We start from the raw sequence: 16,748 nt of genomic DNA, 5'->3' as shown, positions 1-16,748 counted from the left end.
TAATTACAGGAAATTAGGTCGCAGTTTGTTAACCGTCAGCAAACTTAGGTCGGGGTAGCATTCTGCCAAAAGCACAAGGTCAGGAGTCTCATGAATCAGCAATATTCCGCAATGCGCAGTAATGTCAGTATGCTGGGTAAGCTACTTGGCGACACAATCAAGGAAGCATTAGGTGAGGATATCCTCGATAAAGTCGAATCAATTCGTAAGTTGTCAAAATCATCGCGTGCAGGCAATGAAGTACAACGCCAAAAGCTGTTGATGACACTGCAAAACCTATCTAATGATGAACTATTACCGGTTGCAAGAGCATTTAACCAATTTTTGAACCTGACAAACGTTGCCGAACAATATCATAGCATTTCGCCACATGGTGAAGCAGCGAGTAACCCTGTGGCACTTAAAAAGCTGTTTAGTCGTTTAAAAGAGAAAAACTTTACCGATAGTGATCTTCGTCAAGCGGTTAACCAACTGTCGATCGAATTGGTGCTAACGGCCCATCCTACTGAAATCGCACGCCGCACCTTGATCCATAAATTGGTTGAAGTGAATACCTGCTTATCACAACTCGATCATGATGATCTGGCTGATTACGAACGCAACAATATCATGCGTCGTTTACGCCAGTTGGTCGCTCAGTCGTGGCACACTGACGAAATCCGTAAAATACGTCCAACGCCAATTGATGAAGCCAAATGGGGTTTTGCCGTAGTTGAAAACTCACTTTGGGAAGCGGTTCCGGCTTTCCTACGTGAATTTAATGAGCAATTAGAAGACTCAATTGGTGCTGAACTGCCTGTCGAAGCAAACCCAATTCGTTTTACTTCTTGGATGGGGGGAGACCGCGACGGTAACCCGAATGTGACTGCGGAAGTGACTCGCCATGTATTACTACTTAGCCGCTGGAAAGCCGCAGATCTCTTTTTAAAAGATATCCAAGTGTTGGTTTCTGAACTGTCCATGACCGAAGCGACTCCTGAGTTACGGGCGCTCGCTGGGGGAGATGAGGTAGATGAACCTTACCGGCAAATTGCAAAAAATTTGCGTAGCCAACTCTTTTCCACATTAGAGTATTTAGAACGCAAGGTAAAAGGCGAACAAGCACTACCACCAGCCGATTTACTGACCGACAATGCCCAATTGTGGGATCCACTATATGCCTGTTATCAATCGTTAATGGCCTGTGGTATGAGCATTATTGCTAATGGGCAGTTACTCGATACGTTACGTCGTATACGGAGTTTTGGCTTGCAACTCGTTCGCATTGACGTTCGCCAAGAAAGTACTCGCCATACAGAAGCGCTTGCTGAATTAACGCAATATCTTGGGTTAGGGGATTATGCAGCTTGGAGTGAAGAGGAAAAACAAGCCTTTTTACTGTCTGAATTACAATCTCGTCGGCCGTTGATCCCTCGTCATTGGCAACCAAGCCCTGAAACGGCAGAAGTATTTGAAACTTGCCGCGTGATCGCAGAATCGAAAAATGACTCCATCGCAGCTTACGTCATTTCGATGGCGAAAGTTCCTTCCGATGTTCTGGCCGTTAAATTGCTCCTCAAAGAGGCGGGGGCATCCGTTCGCCTGCCTGTCGCACCTCTGTTTGAAACACTTGAAGATTTGAATAATGCTGAAAGTGTTATGCAAAAACTCTTGAGCATTGAGTGGTATCGTGAGCTGATTGATGACCGCCAAATGGTCATGATTGGCTACTCTGATTCGGCAAAAGATGCTGGGGTGATGGCGGCATCATGGGCGCAATATCGTGCACAAGATGCGCTGATTAAGTTGTGCGACAAAGAAGGGGTCACTTTAACCTTGTTCCATGGACGTGGAGGCACTATTGGCCGTGGTGGTGCGCCCGCTCATTCAGCACTCTTGTCACAACCGCCGGGCAGCCTGAAAGGGGGATTACGAGTGACTGAACAAGGTGAAATGATCCGCTTTAAGTTTGGTCTACCACAAGTGGCGATTAGCAGCCTTGCGCTGTATGCAAGCGCGATTTTAGAAGCTAATTTACTGCCGCCACCGGAGCCAAAACAAGAGTGGAAATCAGTGATGGATACCCTCTCTGACGTTTCTTGTGCGATGTACCGTGATTATGTTCGTGAGCAGCCTGATTTTGTACCTTACTTCCGCGCTGCAACACCAGAGCTAGAATTAGGCAAGTTGCCGTTGGGGTCTCGTCCGGCAAAACGCCGTCCAACGGGGGGCGTTGAGACATTACGTGCGATCCCATGGATTTTTGCATGGACACAAAATCGCCTCATGTTGCCTGCTTGGTTAGGGGCGGGAGCAGCGTTAAAATATGTGATTGAGAAAGAAGGCAAACAAGCCATATTAGATGAAATGTGGCAACAATGGCCGTTCTTTAATACCCGTATCGCCATGCTGGAAATGGTTTATGCGAAGGCTGACTTGTGGCTGGCTGAATATTATGATCACCGTTTAGTGGAGGAGCGCCTTTGGCCTCTGGGTGTGAAATTACGTGAGCAGCTCTCTGAAGATATTAAGAGTGTGCTGGCGGTGTCCAAAGATGAAGCCTTAATGGCAGACTTACCTTGGATTGCGGAGTCAATTGCTTTACGTAATGTTTATACGGACCCGTTAAACGTTTTACAGGCCGAGCTACTACACCGTTCTCGCCAGCAAGAGCATCCGGATCCTCGCGTTGAGCAAGCGTTGATGGTGACGATTGCAGGTGTTGCAGCGGGGATGCGTAATACCGGCTAGAAGATAATATTTTGGCCAGATCAATTCGCTGGTTTGGCCGATAAAATGTGCAATATCACATCACGCACGACAACAGTAAGAAGGCTGCCAAGTTGAAATGGGGCCTTCTTTTTTATTTATCTATTGACGAATAATTGACAGCGTCCGACACATTTTTCTGTATTTCGTTTTACCGCGTGATATCGCTTATCTTATTTAAATCGGCGGCAAGAATTTTACCAATATTTATGTTAAGTTGCTAAAATAGGGATTAGTTCTGTACTAAATAGAGCTAGCTCGCTCATATATCAAACTATTCACTTTCTATCGATGAATTAATGGAATGATGAATGTAGGTCAGATTCAATTTATTTCTGTTGTGCTCAACAATGGATATACGAAGGATAGAGTGTCATCACAATGCGTAAACTGATTATCTCCATTTTAGCTCTTATCATTATTATTTCGGTCATTGTCGTTACCAACTACAATAGTATTCAGCAAAATGATGAGGTTGTTGACGCTGCCGCATCCGAAGTGATTAACCAATATCAACGTCGTGCTGATCTTATTCCGAATTTAGTCAATACGGTAAAAGGTTACTCTGGTTATGAAAATAAAGTTCTCATGGAAATTGTGAAATTAAGGACGGAAGTGGGGCAAATTAAAGTGGATGCAAGTGCATTATCAGATCCGGCTATTTTAGCGGAGTATCAAAAAGCACAAGCACAATTAGGGCAATCATTATCCCGTTTATTAGCCATATCGGAAAGTTATCCTGATCTTAAAGCCAGCCCATTATATCAAGATTTAATGACGCAACTGGAAGGCGCTGAAAATCGTATTACCGTTGCAAGGGGTCGTTATATTGAAGCCGTTCGTCAATACAATACACAAATCAGAAAGTTTCCTAGCAACTTGATTGCAAGTTATTTTGGGTATTCTGCAAAAGCGAATTTTAAAGCAGATAACGAACAGGCGATAAAAACAGTACCTACGGTGGATTTTAATTGAAATATCGGCATGTGATCTGGCTATTATTGTTCTGTGTATTTAGCAGTGGAAGCTGGGCTACGCAGCGAATCCAACTCCCTGCATTGGGTAGTGATAGGGTGCTCGACCGTGCAGGCCTATTAAGTGAGTCGCAATACCACACTTTAAATAGCCAGTTATTAAATTTTGAAAAGCAGCGTGGTGATGGCACACAATTTGTTGTTTATATTGTTCCAACTACAGGTAATGAAACAATAGAACAATTTTCATTACGCGCGTTTAATCGTTGGGGGTTAGGCCAAAAAGGCAAAAATAATGGTGTATTGCTGGTTGTATCGATAGACGATCGCAATATGCGCTTTGAAGTTGGGTATGGTTATGAAGGGGTCATGACCGATGCGATTGCTGGGCGTATCATTCGTCAAAGTATGATACCTGATTTTAAAGACAACCAGTATTACGCTGGGATCCAAAATGGCGTATCTCGTGCGATTAATGTGATGAATGAGGCACCAGACTATCAAATGGGGGAAGTGCATAATGGAATTGTGCTACCAAAGAGTGTAGAACATTATAAGCTTTTCTATTTTATATCATTTATCGCAGCTTATTTTACGATGTTATTTTATGGTACTAAAAAGCGTCGGCTATATCTTGAAAAAGAAATTTATAGCATAGAGTATGCGAGTAAATCCAAACGGGCAAAGAAACAGAAACAGTTAGCCAAGCTGAAAAAGTATTATCAATATAAATACTACTTTCCTTCGTTATTTAGTACCTTGTTGATGACGATACTCTATTATTTAGCACTCATGTTATTGGCGATATGGCTAGAAGGAGACTTTAGCCCTATTTTATTCCTGTTTGTGGCGCTATTTTTTGTGGTAGGGAGCATGTTTGCTACTCCAATACTGTTTCTTGTGATCCATACCATTTCGCCTACTTACCGACAACAACGACGGGAATGGCATGATATTTGCCGTTACTATTATTTACCCTCTTCTTTTAGCTCATCAGACTTTTCGAGTTCATCGAGTTCATCGAGTTCATCGAGTTCATCAAGTGATAGCTCCAGCGGAGGTGGTGGTGGATCCAGTGGCGGTGGCGGTGCGTCAGGGAGTTGGTAATAAAACAAGATGTATGAAGGTCGCAAAGTGCGGCCTTCATACTATTTGGAGATAGAGGCTATGGCCTTACACCAAGCGTGTGGCAAATCGCATATGTGAGTTCAGAACGGTTTAAGGTGTAGAAGTGAAAATCTTTCACCCCTTCACGGCTTAAAATTTTCACCATATCCATGGCGATTGAAGCACCCACCAAATTACGGCTTTCAGGGTCATTATCAAGGCCTTCGTACATTCTACTCATCCATGATGGAATTCGTACATTGGTTAGTTTGGCAAACCGCTCAAGTTGGCGGAAATTTGAAACAGGTAAAATACCGGGGACAATTTCAACATCAATACCTGTTGCGACGCAGCGGTCACGAAAACGCAAATAACTTTCTACATCAAAGAAAAATTGCGTAATCGCACGGTTGGCTCCTGCATCAATTTTCTTTTTCAAACTAATTAAGTCAGCCTGTGCACTTTTGGCCTCAGGGTGCACTTCGGGATAAGCCGCTACGGAGATATCAAAATCTGCCTCTGCTTTGAGCAGCTCAACGAGATCGGCTGCATACATATCTGGCTTACGGCTGTTATCGGGGAGATCACCGCGTAATGCAACAATTTGGCGGATACCGCTGTTCCAATAATCACGTGCTATTTCTCTGAGTTCATCGCGTGTTGCATCGATACAGGTTAAATGAGGCGCAGCGATTAACCCTGTTTTTTCTTTGATATCTTTAATAATGCTATGGGTTCTATCACGCTCACCTGAGTTTGCGCCATAAGTAACAGAGACAAATTTTGGTTTGAGGTTTTTCAACCTATCAATAGATTTCCAAAGGGTCTGTTCCATCTCTTCAGTGCGCGGCGGAAAAAATTCAAAAGAGACATTAATTTGTCCATCTAATTCAGCTAAATTTTGATTTAGCGCTTCGCGCTGATTTGCGTGAAAGAAACTCATACCCTGACCTCATGACTTTGTATATAGCGAAACCATTATGGTATCGATAGTTTATTATATCCATTTAAGTGTCTATACGTTTAGACGTCTAAACAAAGATTACCGGATATTCATGCAGAGTCAACACTTAAATGAAATAGTGTTGTGAGGGTTTTTCAGTCGTAACTGGAAAAAAATTCATGTTAACAAATGGCGCAATAACCCGAAGTTATTGCGCGCAACACATTTTTATTCAGTCAGGCAGAAATGTTCGATCAGTTGGCTGAGCAGTTGGCGAGTCGGTTCAATAAATTTCATATCGATAAACTCATCAGGTTGATGCGCTTGCTCAATCGAGCCAGGGCCGAGCACAAGTGTCGGACATAGCGCCTGAATAAACGGCGCTTCAGTGCAATAGTTGACCGTCTCAGCTTTCTGACCCAGTAACTGTTCAATCACAGCCACCATTTTATGATCCGTTGGGCACTCATACCCAGGAATAGGGGGATGGAGAGACTCAATTGTTAAGCGTCCTGGCCATCTTGCTTTTACAGGCTCCAACGTCTCATTTAATAGCTCATCCAAATCTTGCAAGGTCAGCCCCGGCAATGGACGAATATCCATATGTAATTCACAGCATCCACAAATACGGTTAGCCGCATCACCCCCATGAATATGACCAAAATTCATCGTCGGGTAAGGGATCACAAAAGCAGGATTGTTATAACGCTCTTTTAATGTATTACGTAGCGTCATCAGATGTGAAATAGACTCATGCATTAATTCGATAGCATTCACGCCTCTTTCTGGGTCGCTTGAATGACCTGATTGCCCCGTAATACGGATGGCATTCGAAATATGCCCTTTGTGCGCACGTATCGGTTGTAATGAGGTCGGCTCCCCAATAATGGCAAAATCAGGACGAAGTTGTGTACTGGCTGCAAAGTAACGCGCGCCTGCCATTGAGGTTTCTTCATCTGCGGTTGCAAGTATATGCAATGGGCGAGTTAATTTACGGGTATCAATATCACGTAAGGCATCGACAATGAAAGCGAAAAAACCTTTCATGTCGGCAGTGCCGAGACCGTATAACTTGCCGTCATGCTCTGATAGCGCAAAAGGGTTTTTACTCCAACGCCCTTCATCAAAAGGAACTGTATCGGTATGCCCACACAGCATTAGGCCGCCATTTCCTTCCCCTATTGAGGCAAGTAGGTTGTATTTATCACGGGTATCCGGTACAGGTTGAATATTGACCGTAAATCCGAGGGTTTCCAGCCATCCACCCAGTAATTCTACTAAGGCTTTATTACTCTGATCGAGTTGCGCATCAGTAGCACTGATAGAAGGAGTGGCAATTAATTGGCGATAAATCTCAATAAATGCAGGTAATTTAATATTCACTGTTGACAGCCTTTATCCATAATAGTATCAATATTCATGCACTTTATTTGAATAAAAATACACATTAAACTGTTTGGGTCACGAGCACAAGGTAGAAATCTATGTTGAACACACTCATTATCGGGGCCAGTGGTTATACTGGAGCGGAATTGGCAGCCTATCTGCAGCGTCATCCTGAAATAAACCTTCAGGGATTGATGGTTTCAGCGCAAAGTGCTGATGCAGGTAAGTGCTTCTCTGAGTTGCATCCCCAGTATAAAGGCATTATCGATATGCCCGTGTTGCCATTAACCGATGTTGCAGCCGCGGCACAAGGTATTGATGTTGTCTTTCTTGCAACCGCTCACGAAGTTAGCCATGACATTGCGCCTCAGTTCCTAGAAGCAGGGTGTGTCGTATTTGATCTGTCTGGGGCTTATCGTGTTCAAGATGCCGCTTTCTATCCGAAATATTATGGTTTCGAACATACAAACAGTCAGTGGTTAAATCAAGCAGTTTACGGTTTAGCTGAGTGGCAAGCCGATAAAATTCGTCAAGCACAGTTAATTGCCGTGCCGGGGTGTTATCCAACGGTTTCTCAATTAGCACTAAAACCACTGATCGACGCCAAGTTACTCGATGACCATATGTGGCCAGTGATTAATGCGACGAGTGGTGTTTCTGGGGCAGGTCGTAAGGCGTCAATGACTAACAGTTTTTGTGAAGTGAGTTTACAACCCTATGGCATCTTCACGCATCGCCATCAACCCGAAATTGCAACCCATTTAGGTCGTGAAGTTATTTTTACTCCGCACTTGGGGAATTTTTCACGCGGTATTTTGGCCACCATTACCTGCAAAGTGAATCGCGGAGTGACAGACGAACAAATTCGTCAAGTATTCAAAGATGCTTATCAAAATAAGCCATTAGTCCGTTTGTATGAAAAAGGTGTTCCTGCCCTGAAATCAGTGGTAGGCACACCGTTTTGTGATATCGGCTTTGTGTTAAAAGGTGAGCACCTGATCTTAGTCGGAACAGAAGATAACCTATTAAAAGGGGCTGCCGCGCAAGCTGTGCAGTGCATGAATATTCGTTTCGGTTTCAATGAAACGCAATCACTATTTTAGTGCCAACGAACTTATTTAAGGATAAACCCCATGCAACCATTAGTGATTAAATTGGGCGGTGTATTACTCGATAGCGAAGAAGCGCTTGAAAGATTGTTTAATGCATTACAAACCTATCGTCAATCTCATCAACGACCTTTAGTGATCGTGCATGGTGGTGGTTGCTTGGTGGATGAGCTAATGCAAAAGCTGCAACTACCGGTGGTTAAAAAGCAAGGATTGCGTGTGACGCCTGCTGATCAGATAGACATTATCACAGGCGCGTTGGCTGGCACCGCCAATAAAACATTGTTGGCGTGGGCAACGAAATATCAGTTACAAGCAGTAGGGTTATCTTTGGGGGATGGGCAAAGTGCTGTCGTCACTCAATTAAATGACGAACTTGGGCATGTCGGCGATGCAAAGCCGGGTGACGCTAAATTATTACAGCTTTTACTCGGTGCAGGCTATTTACCAATCATTAGTTCCATCGGCGTGACCGAAGAAGGGTTATTGATGAATGTTAATGCCGACCAAGCCGCAACAGCCATCGCACAAGCGTTAAATGCGGATCTCGTATTGCTATCAGATGTCAGTGGCATCCTTGATGGTAAGGGTCAAAAAATTAATGAAATGACAACGGAAAAAGCACAGAAGTTAATTGAGCAAGGCATTATCACGGACGGCATGATCGTAAAAGTTAATGCCGCATTAGAGGCAGCCAAAACATTGCAACGTCCTGTCGATATCGCCAGTTGGCGTCATGCAGAGCAACTACCAGCTCTATTTAACGGTACTGCTATTGGCACACGGATTTTAGCATCCTAAAGCGGATGCGTTTGGTTGGCGCGACCACCAAGAATGAATGAAAACTTTTTAATTGAGCGGAATCGGGATAGGTAAGTTATGAAAAAGGGCATTAAAAAAATTGTATTAGCATATTCAGGTGGTCTAGATACATCGGCAATTATTCCATGGTTAAAAGAAAACTATGATGATTGCGAAGTGGTTGCTTTCGTTGCCGATGTAGGACAAGACAGAGAAGATCTCGTTGGCGTTGAGCAAAAAGCATTGCAATCAGGTGCATCGGAATGCCATGTGGTCGATCTACGTGAAGAGTTTGTCAAAGAGTATATCTACCCAGTATTGAAAACTGGCGCGCTCTATGAGGGAAGCTACCTGTTAGGGACTTCAATGGCACGTCCTATTATTGCTAAGGCACAGGTTGAACTGGCTCTGAAAGTTGGTGCCGACGCGGTAGCGCATGGCGCAACAGGTAAAGGAAATGACCAAGTGCGTTTTGAAAGCACTTATAGCGCACTTGCGCCACAGCTAAAAGTTGTTGCGCCATGGCGTGAGTGGGATTTGCGTTCGCGTGAAGCCCTATTGGATTACCTGAAAGAGCGTCATATTCCAACGACAGCCAGTTTAGAAAAAATTTATAGTCGTGATGAAAACGCATGGCATATTTCTACCGAAGGCGGCGTATTAGAAAGCACATGGAATGCGGCAAACCAAGATTGCTGGGTCTGGACGGTCGATCCGAAAGATGCACCAGATGAAGCAGAGCTAGTGACTGTCGGTGTGAAACAAGGGGAAGTGGTTTCTGTTAATGGCCAAACATTATCTCCGCTGGGATGTCTTGAAGCTTTAAACGTCCTCGGTGCTAAACATGGCGTCGGCCGTATTGATATTGTTGAAAACCGTTTAGTTGGTATGAAGTCTCGTGGCTGTTACGAAACCCCAGGAGGCACCATCATGATGGCTGCTTTACGTGGCATTGAGCAACTCGTTCTCGATCGCGACAGCTTTAAATGGCGTGAGCAACTAGGCTTAGAAATGTCCTACGTGGTTTATGATGGTCGTTGGTTTGCGCCTTTGCGTCATTCACTGCAAGCAGCAGCAGAATCTTTAGCGCAAGACGTTACTGGTGAAGTGGTTCTGAAATTGTATAAAGGCCAAGTAACTGCTATCCAGAAAAAAGCAGATAACAGCTTATATTCTGAAGAGTTCGCAACATTTGGTGAAGATGAAGTTTATGATCACAGCCATGCTGGTGGCTTTATCCGTTTGTATTCTCTTTCGTCGCGTATTCGTGCGCTAAAAGGGCAGAACAAAGCGAAATAGTTTTATTGATGTACACTTCCCGACAGCTATTTGCTGTCGGGTATCACATTTATTTTATCAATCAGATAGGGATCAGTTATGGCACTTTGGGGTGGACGTTTTAGTCAAGAAGCCGATCAGCGGTTTAAACAATTTAATGATTCATTGCGTTTCGATTATCGCTTAGCGCAGCAAGACATTATTGGTTCGGTTGCATGGTCAAAAGCGTTGGTCACTGTTGGGGTGCTATCAGAGGCGGAGCAGCAATCTCTTGAGCAAGCGCTAAATGCCTTATTAAAAGAGGTGCAAGATGATCCTGAGCGCATTTTACAGAGCGATGCTGAGGATATTCATAGCTGGGTTGAAGGTAAACTGATTGATAAAGTAGGTGATTTAGGTAAAAAACTGCACACTGGACGTAGTCGTAACGACCAAGTTGCCACCGATTTAAAATTATGGTGTAAAGATCAAGTCGCGCTATTGTTAGAAGCTGTGGTAGAACTGCAAAAAGCGTTAGTGATCACCGCGGAAAATAACCAAGATGCGGTCATGCCCGGTTATACCCACTTGCAACGTGCACAACCAGTGACTTTTGCTCATTGGTGTTTAGCGTATAGTGAAATGTTAGCGCGTGATGAAAGTCGTCTAAAAGATACATTAAAACGTTTAGATGTTAGTCCGCTAGGTTGTGGGGCTTTAGCGGGAACTGCTTATGATATCGACCGTGAGCAACTGGCATCGTGGCTAGGTTTCTCATCGGCAACGCGTAATAGCCTTGATACAGTTTCAGATAGGGATCATGTTCTCGAATTATTATCCGATGCAAGTATTGGTATGGTGCATTTATCCCGTTTTGCAGAGGATCTTATTTTCTTTAACAGTGGTGAGGCGGGGTTTGTTGAACTTTCAGATAAAGTCACTTCAGGCTCTTCATTAATGCCACAAAAGAAAAATCCTGATGCACTTGAGTTGATCCGTGGTAAGTGTGGTCGTGTACAAGGGGCATTAACAGGAATGATGATGACCTTAAAAGGATTACCGCTAGCCTACAATAAAGATATGCAAGAGGACAAAGAAGGATTGTTCGACGCTCTTGATACTTGGTTAGACTGTCTCCATATGGCGGCTCTGGTGCTTGATGGTATTCAAATTCGTCGAAATCGTTGTGAAGAAGCCGCAAAACAAGGCTATGCCAATGCTACTGAGCTGGCGGATTACCTTGTTGCTAAAGGCGTTCCTTTCCGTGAATCTCACCATATTGTCGGCGAGGCGGTGGTTGCTGCGATTAGCCAAGGGAAAGCATTGGAAGAGATGGCATTAAGTGATTTGCAAAAATTCAGTGATACTATCCAACTCGATGTGTATCAGATCCTCTCATTGCAATCTTGTCTAGATAAGCGTTTAGCAAAAGGCGGAGTTTCAAAGGAACAAGTCGCTAAGGCAATTACGGAGGCTAAAGCACGTTTAGGGATTTAACTCATTGAATTTGCAAGATAGTGTTTAAAGTGGGATAAAATGGCGGGGTAGATAACTACCCCGTACATGCGATTAAAAGTTTAATACTTAAATATAGTTAATTGTTAAAAGGCCTAACAGTATCCTTTCGCCAATCCAGTTATAAATATAAGCTCCTAGACCATCGTTAATTATTTCCCAATTTTTAGAATCTCATTGCTCCTTAAGATCTCATCTTTCTTGGGTCATATTTGCTTTGTCATTTAAGCAATTAAATATTAACTATCGATTTCAAGAGCCATTCGTACAGGATAGAGCCTGTCAGAACAGTCACTCTAATGTATGCTTATTTTATTGAACCTGTATCAGCAACGCTGAATGCAGGGCGAGTAATAATACCATTAATGAGCAAATAAGACTCTTTTCAGATTTAAGTGTAACGCTTTCATACTTAAAACCTATTGCTGAATTATGGTTTATAACTAACTGTTTTTGATTGCCTTTTACTATATTAGAGGTATTTAACTGAAACCATAGCTAAGCCTTTTTCTTTATTAGTCCAATTAAATTGATAAATGCTGCGGTTGTCTTCAGTTTTCTTCCATTCGCTAGATGGTGATTGCTTTGTATAATTAAAACTTGATGTTTTTACTTTATTCTCTTCACTATTATAACAATTTAATTGAGCATTGTTGTTATTAAAAGAATAGTTGCAAGGAGGATATACAATCATTGCTTTAAATGTAATTGTTGTGCTATTAGTTTTTGCTTGAACGTTAGTTGTAAATAAAGCAGTTGCGATCAGAGCAAAAGATAACGCTGTTTTGATTGTATTCTTAATCATGGTATTAGTCCTCGATATATATTTAAGTAACTTAATTCGCTTATATTGTTTCCACAAGTTTGGATGAAGCGAATTATATAGATTAAAGTTTGCTTTGGGTGTTAATTTTAAAAAGCAAATGTGAGTAAATATATTTGAAATTGATTAATAATATTGATTGTACGCATTCCCTCCCAATTAAGATAATTAGAGTTTAATTCTGTGTATAATGACTCATTGTAGGTATTTGGCTTTATATGCTTCTTTTTGTCTCCTTTTTGATGGTTTTATCTGTTGATGTAGAGGCGATTTTGGTTGTCTTTTTAATTAGAAATATAAAGTAAATTGCAATGATTTTTTATTTATTTTTTAATGGAAATTAATAAAACAATGATAAAAATAAACATAATGTATCTAAATATTTCATCGAGTAAGTGAATTATTAAATTACGCCATCTACGATTTATTCTGTTTTCACTGTAATCAAACGGTGACAGATTGAAATACGCATATTGCGATTAATTGTTTTATTTTTAATTTTTAGATGAAGCTTCTTTATATAACGATAGCGTTATACCTATTCGATAAAAATTGACTGACTAAAATGAAATTGGCCTACTTTTTTGTATTAAACGGTTTATGTGTCGGTGTTGGCCTGCATACTTACACTATCTTGTTTTGCATGATGTCATGTTCTTAGCATAGCGGTGTATCTCATCATGAAAGTGATAGCATCAATCATCGAACTTGGTTTGCTTTTCTATTTGTGACTAAGAGATATCATTAGGGCAGATAATCGTTGCCCAAAACGATGAATGCGTTGTTTATCGAGTAATTCTGTCGTGAGCAAGGCGTTTGAAATCTACTCACTCGATAAATGAATGTGAGTGGGTTTAGTTGATGGCTCAAGGTACGTTGTATGCTTTTCATAGCGTTTCTCCTTTAGCTATACCCACATCAGGTGTTCAGCATTCAAGAAAATCACTATTCCATTAACGTCAACCTTCCTTTTCCTTTTGTGTCTCTATTTTTCTCCTTCTTGTTTACATAAATATAGCTCTATTTGATAAATTTAAAGTCCTTTTAGGTTAATAATATGTTGCAAAATATTGGCGTAAAATATTGAAAATAATTACTTTGATGATGTTTTTGTGGAGTTAAATTTCATTTATTTTTAATAATTCAGTTTGATATTTTATCACCTGTGGTGTTTTTTTGAGCGTAGCCTGAGTAACTAAATCAAAAACAATAATGTAAATAATGTGTTGCTATATGATGAATAATTGTTTCTATTTTTTGCATTTAGGGTGAAATTTTATTTCATGCAAAATATAAAAAATAATAATTATTTCAATTAATTATATTATTTTATCCCTATTTTTTTAATTCATAACTAGTCACTTAAATTTACATTTTGATATAAATTGAGTGAGCGAGACAAAATGTCACGTTGCAAATGATGAAGAATTATTGAACATGTCAATTCTAATTGATAGTTAAAAGCATTAGATATCTGGTATACTGATTGGCAGTTTATATTAAGAAGGGCGACAAAATGAACATTCGCGATCTGGAATATTTAGTGGCATTAGCTGAGCATAAGCATTTTCGTCGTGCAGCAGACTCTTGTCATGTGAGTCAACCAACATTGAGTGGCCAAATACGTAAGCTAGAAGAAGAACTTGGGGTTATGTTACTAGAAAGGACTAGCCGCAAGGTTTTATTTACTCAACAAGGATTGCTACTTGTTGAACAAGCAAGGACGATTTTACGCGAAATTAAAGTTTTACAGGAAATGGCGGCTCTACAGGGGGAAAGCATGTCTGGCCCTTTACATATAGGGTTGATCCCAACGATCGCGCCTTATCTTTTGCCCCTTATCATTCCTGAATTGCACAAGCTCTTCCCTAAACTTGAAATTTACCTACATGAAGAACAGACACAGCAACTGTTGGCTCAGTTGGATAGCGGTAAATTAGATTGTGCTATTTTGGCGCAAGTGAAAGAAACAGATCCTTTTATTGTTGTACCCTTGTTTGAAGAGCCAATGAAGCTCGCCATCTATGAAGGTCACTCATGGCAGGGGCGTGACACTATCGAGATGAATGAGCTATCTGGCGAGAAATTATTAATGTTGGAAGATGGCCACTGCTTACGTGACCAAGCGATGGGCTTTTGTTTTCAAGCGGGTGCTAAAGAAGATACACATTTCCGAGCAACAAGCCTAGAAACGCTGAGAAATATGGTGGCAGCAGGAAGTGGAATTACATTATTGCCTGATTTGGCCGTGCCTCATGAATCCTGCCGTGATGGTATTTGCTATCTGAACTGTATTCATCCAGAGCCGAAACGTACAGTAGTATTAGTTTATCGCCCAGGCTCACCGTTACGTGGTCGCTATGAACAGCTTGCTGAGGCTATTTATAATTTGATGAGTAGCTATTACAGTAATAAAGCGCGCTAATAAGTAGGGTGTGGCTAGAGAAGTGATTGCCGTATTAGGTTCGGCAATCACTTAATAGCTTAAAACAGGCGGTTTAAGCCATTTAATGCGGCAACGCGGAATGCTTCTGCCATCGTAGGATAGTTGAAGGTCGTATTCACAAAATACTCGATGGTATTTCCTTCCCCTTTCTGTTCCATAATAGCCTGACCGATATGAATAATTTCAGCGGCTCTTTCCCCGAAACAGTGGATGCCTAAAATTTGCAATGTTTCACGGTGGAATAAGATCTTCAGACTGCCCACGTTCATACCTGCAATTTGGGCGCGTGCTAAATGTTTAAATTGAGCACGTCCGACTTCATAGGGGATCTTCATCGCTGTCAATTCTTGCTCTGTTTTACCAACAGAACTAATTTCAGGGATGGTATAGATGCCGGTAGGAATATCTTCAACTAAGTGTGCATTACCTAAGTCTTCTGCTATAGCTCGAGCGGCAATACGACCTTGGTCATAGGCAGCAGATGCAAGGCTTGGATAGCCAATAACATCACCAACAGCATAAATATGTTCATTAGAAGTGCGGTAAGCGCTATCGACTTTAATCAAGCCACGGTTATCTGCTTCAATACCCACATTCGCTAAACCTAACTTATCCGTATTCCCCGTGCGACCATTCGCATACAGTAAACAGTCTGCTTTGACTTTTTTACCTGATTTAAGATGGACAATCACGCCATCAGGAACACCTTCAATTTTTTCATACTCTTCATTATGACGAATAACGATACCGCTATTCCAGAAGTGATAAGAAAGTGCATCTGACATTTCTTGATCTAAAAAGGCAAGTAAGTGATCGCGTGTGTTGATTAAATCAACTTTGACACCTAACCCGCGAAAGATAGACGCATATTCACAACCAATCACCCCTGCACCATAAATAATCACGTGGCGTGGTTCATGGGTTAGATTTAGGATGGTATCACTGTTGTAAATACGAGAGTGGTTAAAATCGACATCGGATGGGCAATAAGGACGCGACCCTGTCGCAATTACGATATTATCTGCACTGAGAACATCGCAACTACCGTCGGAATAGCGAACACTCACATGGCGTTCATCAATAAAAGTGGCTTCACCAGAGAACATTTGGCAGCCATTACGCTCATAAAAACCTTGGCGCATACGAGTTTGTTGACTGATCACGCTTTCAGCATGCTTGAGGATTTCAGAGAAAGAGGAGCGTAAGGAGCGAGAATTATCGCTGTAGAGTGGATTTTGGTTAAATTCGATAATTCGGCTAACTGCATGGCGGAGGGCTTTGGAGGGAATGGTTCCCCAGTGGGTACAGCCACCGCCGACACTATCATAACGTTCTATGACGGCGACGTTTTTTCCTTGCTTCACCAGTCCCATGGCGGCGCCTTCTCCACCCGGCCCGGAACCAATGACAATTGCATCAAAATGGATGTGTTGCATGAGGTAAGACCTGCTCTAAAACAAAATGACAACATGATGTTAGCATATCCGCCGATTATTTACCCGCTTTACTCATGTACTTTTAATTAATGGCTTTATTTAATGTTTTTATTTTGAAGCGTATTCACAAAAAAGCTTTTTTATTGCTTAGCGAGTTCTCTAACCAAATGACGGGAAATTAAGCACGGTTCTACGAATAAAAA

At 41.8% G+C, this 16,748-nt stretch carries 12 protein-coding genes; 8 read left to right on the top strand and 4 right to left on the bottom strand.

Annotation, left to right across the window (positions count from 1 at the left end):
• The first annotated feature begins 90 nt into the window (after positions 1 to 90).
• The 3 genes from ppc (at position 91) to I3B46_RS20910 (ending at position 4,829) form a co-directional block, all read left to right on the top strand.
• Entirely contained in the window at positions 91 to 2,730 is a 2,640-nt protein-coding gene (gene ppc, locus I3B46_RS20920) for a phosphoenolpyruvate carboxylase (RefSeq protein ID WP_004924587.1), read from the top strand.
• Between the two features lie 399 nt (positions 2,731 to 3,129).
• Positions 3,130 to 3,723 carry a LemA family protein gene (locus I3B46_RS20915; protein WP_163762207.1) on the top strand — a complete coding sequence of 198 codons (594 nt, stop codon included), beginning with the start codon at positions 3,130 to 3,132 and terminating at the stop codon, positions 3,721 to 3,723.
• Positions 3,720 to 4,829 (top strand): TPM domain-containing protein, encoded by a 1,110-nt coding sequence (locus I3B46_RS20910; protein WP_196993120.1) that lies wholly within the window; start codon positions 3,720 to 3,722, stop codon positions 4,827 to 4,829. The genes I3B46_RS20915 and I3B46_RS20910 overlap by 4 nt, the downstream gene beginning before the upstream one ends.
• 58 nt (positions 4,830 to 4,887) lie before the next feature.
• Here the strand turns inward: I3B46_RS20910 and metF are convergent, their stop codons facing one another.
• Positions 4,888 to 5,772, bottom strand: a complete 885-nt coding sequence (gene metF / locus I3B46_RS20905; protein WP_004924579.1) for a methylenetetrahydrofolate reductase — start codon at positions 5,770 to 5,772, stop codon at positions 4,888 to 4,890.
• A 228-nt stretch (positions 5,773 to 6,000) separates the two neighbouring features.
• A complete protein-coding gene (gene argE / locus I3B46_RS20900; protein ID WP_104873155.1) occupies positions 6,001 to 7,155 on the bottom strand; it encodes an acetylornithine deacetylase in 1,155 nt (384 codons plus the stop codon).
• Between the two features lie 101 nt (positions 7,156 to 7,256).
• Here argE and argC point away from each other — a divergent pair, with 101 nt between their 5' ends.
• The 4 genes from argC to argH all read left to right on the top strand — a co-directional run bounded on the left by argC (position 7,257) and on the right by argH (position 11,822).
• On the top strand, positions 7,257 to 8,261 hold the full coding sequence (argC, locus tag I3B46_RS20895) for an N-acetyl-gamma-glutamyl-phosphate reductase (protein ID WP_102781204.1): 1,005 nt from the start codon (positions 7,257 to 7,259) through the stop codon (positions 8,259 to 8,261).
• 30 nt (positions 8,262 to 8,291) lie between these two features.
• Entirely contained in the window at positions 8,292 to 9,068 is a 777-nt protein-coding gene (argB, locus tag I3B46_RS20890; protein WP_004924569.1) for an acetylglutamate kinase, read from the top strand.
• 78 nt (positions 9,069 to 9,146) lie between these two features.
• Positions 9,147 to 10,367, top strand: a complete 1,221-nt coding sequence (locus I3B46_RS20885) for an argininosuccinate synthase (RefSeq protein ID WP_004924564.1) — start codon at positions 9,147 to 9,149, stop codon at positions 10,365 to 10,367.
• A 78-nt stretch (positions 10,368 to 10,445) separates the two neighbouring features.
• Positions 10,446 to 11,822 (top strand): argininosuccinate lyase, encoded by a 1,377-nt coding sequence (gene argH / locus I3B46_RS20880; RefSeq protein WP_104873156.1) that lies wholly within the window; start codon positions 10,446 to 10,448, stop codon positions 11,820 to 11,822.
• Positions 11,823 to 12,312: 490 nt separating this feature from the next.
• On the opposite strand, the gene I3B46_RS20875 is transcribed toward argH, so the two are convergent.
• On the bottom strand, positions 12,313 to 12,645 hold the full coding sequence (locus I3B46_RS20875; protein ID WP_004924557.1) for a hypothetical protein: 333 nt from the start codon (positions 12,643 to 12,645) through the stop codon (positions 12,313 to 12,315).
• Positions 12,646 to 14,179: 1,534 nt separating this feature from the next.
• Between I3B46_RS20875 and oxyR the strand changes: the two genes are divergently transcribed.
• Entirely contained in the window at positions 14,180 to 15,088 is a 909-nt protein-coding gene (oxyR, locus tag I3B46_RS20870) for a DNA-binding transcriptional regulator OxyR (protein WP_014657264.1), read from the top strand.
• A 59-nt stretch (positions 15,089 to 15,147) separates the two neighbouring features.
• Here oxyR and sthA read toward each other — a convergent pair whose 3' ends face one another.
• Positions 15,148 to 16,545 carry a Si-specific NAD(P)(+) transhydrogenase gene (gene sthA / locus I3B46_RS20865; protein ID WP_004924458.1) on the bottom strand — a complete coding sequence of 466 codons (1,398 nt, stop codon included), beginning with the start codon at positions 16,543 to 16,545 and terminating at the stop codon, positions 15,148 to 15,150.
• Positions 16,546 to 16,748: the final 203 nt, after the last annotated feature.

This window comes from Providencia sp. 2.29 (assembly GCF_015832305.1).
Classification (GTDB): domain Bacteria; phylum Pseudomonadota; class Gammaproteobacteria; order Enterobacterales; family Enterobacteriaceae; genus Providencia; species Providencia stuartii.
The sequence above is the reverse complement of the archived record's forward strand: the minus strand, read 5'-3'. Positions and strand labels throughout refer to the sequence as shown.